Genomic DNA, 2,414 nt, shown 5'->3' on the forward strand with positions numbered 1-2,414 from the left:
CTGGGACTTCGGGACGGCCACGACGTAGGAGAGCTGGTGGTCTTCGAGGAAGCGGCGGAAGTGGGAGTCCTGGCCGTAGGCGGAGTCCGCGGTGACCCAGCCGACGGGCAGGGGCGAGGCGAGGGCCCGCAGGATGACGGCCCGCGCCAGTTCGCCCTTGGTGGCGAAGACGCGGTCGTCGGGGACACGGGCGGCCCGACAGCGTTCGCGGTCCTCGGTCCAGGACTTGGGCAGGTAGAGCTCGCGGTTGACCAGAGTGTGGCCGCGGAAGGTGGCGTAGGCAGCGAACACGCCGATCTGGCAATTCTCGGTACGGCCTGCGGTGCCGGAGTACTGGCGCTGGACACCGGCGGAAGTGGTGCCCTTCTTCACGAAGCCTGTGTCGTCAATGATCAGCACGCCGTTGTCCGCGCCGAGGTACTCGGCGACGTAGGCGTGCAGGTCATCGCGGACCTCGTCGGCCTCCCAGCGGCTCCGGGAAAGCAGGTGCTGCAGTCCGTCGGGGGTGGCGTGGCCGGCGTATTCGGCGAGCTGCCAGCCGTTCTTGCGGCCCACCGGGCCAAGAAGCCCACGGACGTAGTCTCGCATCCGTCGCCGGGATTCCACTCGGGCAAAACGTCCTCCGATCCGCAAGAGCAGCTCAGCAAGTCCCTCTTCCCACAGGCCCGTTGGTACATCGCTCATGCGAGCGGGCTGCCCGGAACGTTGCCACTACAAGCAGCGCGGCCACACGTTCGTGGGGCGACCCCGCAAAGACCGCCCCACCCCCATTCCAGCCCGCTACACTCCCCACACCCAAGCCGCTGACCAGCACGAATGAAGAAGTCCGGCTGGAGTACTAGGCGGGATGCCCACCGCGACGTCACCCTGTCGCGGTTCTTGCACACCCAGACGCAGGCCCGGCTCGCGCTCATGGGGGCGGCCCGCGGACTCCCGGTCGAGCTGGAGCCGGCGAAAACCAGCGGCGGCCCCGGCGACGTCCGTATCGGTCCGGTCTTCATCGAGGTCGTCACCTTCGCCGAGGACCAGAAGTTCCAGGACTACGAGAAGTTCCGCCAAAACTGCCGGGTCCACCTCCTCACCCTGGACAGGGACCGCAACATCTATTGGGAGGGTGACTTGCCCGAACTCCATAACGGCGACGACTTCGAGACGTGGAAGAAGCGGACCGGGGAGGCCGCCGAGCAGTGCGCGGCCTCGGGGGCCGCGGTCGACGTCCTTAGCCTGAATCCACCGATCGGTGACGGACCGCGAGAGGGGCTGACGCAGAGAGGTGCCTGCTGAGCTGGGATGATGGGAGTTCTCTACGCTTCCACCGGCCCGACCAGCAAGGCACCTCGTAGGTGAAATCCTCCCACAGTCCTACGGCGACGTTCGCCGCGCTCGATGACCCGAACCTGCTCGCGCACGGCGGGCTGGTCCCGGTGCTGCGGCTGGCCGAGCGGTACGGGCTGTCGCGGCTGGTGACGGAGAAGGTGAAGCTGACCGGGGCGAAGAACGGGGCGGGGGCTGCGGCGGACGCCAAGGTCAGCAGCATTGTGGGTGGCATGGCCGCGGGTGCGGACAGCATCGACGACCTTCACGTCCTGCGGCACGGGGCGATGCCGGCCGTGTTCGCAGGTGCCCGTGCCCCGTCCACGCTGGGCACCTTCCTGCGCGCGTTCACCCACGGTCATGCCCTTCAACTCCATGCTGTCCACCGCCGGTTCCTTGCCGCACTGGCCGCGCACACCCCCTTGCTGCCGGGCTCGGACGAGCTGGCGTTCATCGATGTCGACTCCACCCACAAGCGGGTCTACGGCCGGGCGAAACAGGGCGCCGAGTACGGCCGGTTCAAGGGCATCCGCACCCTGCACCCCCTCCTCGCCACGGTCTGCACCCCACAATCGAGACCTGTGATCGCCGGAGCACGGATGCGCCGCGGCAAGGCGGCAGACTCCCGAGGCGCCTCGAAATTCGTGAGCGAGGCCCTGGCCACCGCCCGCGAGGCCGGCTGCACCGGGACCCGTATCCTGCGGGCCGACTCGCAGTTCTACAACGCCGCGGTGATCGCCGCCTGCCGCCGGGCCGGCGCCCACTTCTCGATCACCACCGGGATGAACCCCTCCATCAAACAAGCTGTCCACAGCATTCCCAACGATGCCTGGCAACACATCAGTTACCCGACCGCGGTGCCCGACCCCGAGACCGGTGAACTCATCTCGGACGCCGAAGTCGCCGAGATACCCGAATACACCGCGTTCGCGAGCCGCAAAAGGAGTGACGAGCTGCTTGCAGGTCACGTCGGGGTGTTCGGGGGCCAGCCGCATGTTGAACCGCCCCGGGTTCGGTAGAGATCTCAGATTGTGGTTGTGACCTGGGGTTTCGTGAGTTCCTTGTAGTAGTTGGCTTCGTGCTCGGCGGGTGGGATGTGC

3 protein-coding genes are annotated in these 2,414 nt (G+C 67.5%); 2 read left to right on the forward strand and 1 reads right to left on the reverse strand.

All coding sequences use genetic code 11. From position 1 onward, the window contains the following. The coding region (locus IEZ15_RS43690) for an IS701 family transposase (protein WP_189282482.1) at window positions 1-684 on the reverse strand (684 nt) is incomplete at its 3' end. Window positions 685-879: 195 nt separating this feature from the next. On the opposite strand from IEZ15_RS43690, the gene IEZ15_RS43695 reads away from it, so the two are divergent. Together IEZ15_RS43695 and IEZ15_RS43700 are read left to right on the forward strand one after the other, a co-directional pair. Further along, on the forward strand, window positions 880-1,284 hold the full coding sequence (locus tag IEZ15_RS43695) for a hypothetical protein (protein ID WP_189282483.1): 405 nt from the start codon (window positions 880-882) through the stop codon (window positions 1,282-1,284). Between the two features lie 59 nt (window positions 1,285-1,343). Next, window positions 1,344-2,333 carry a transposase gene (locus tag IEZ15_RS43700; RefSeq protein ID WP_189282484.1) on the forward strand — a complete coding sequence of 330 codons (990 nt, stop codon included), beginning with the start codon at window positions 1,344-1,346 and terminating at the stop codon, window positions 2,331-2,333. Window positions 2,334-2,414 lie beyond the last annotated feature (81 nt).

This window comes from Streptomyces atratus (genome assembly GCF_014648655.1).
In the GTDB taxonomy this organism is placed as follows: Bacteria; Actinomycetota; Actinomycetes; order Streptomycetales; family Streptomycetaceae; genus Streptomyces; species Streptomyces atratus.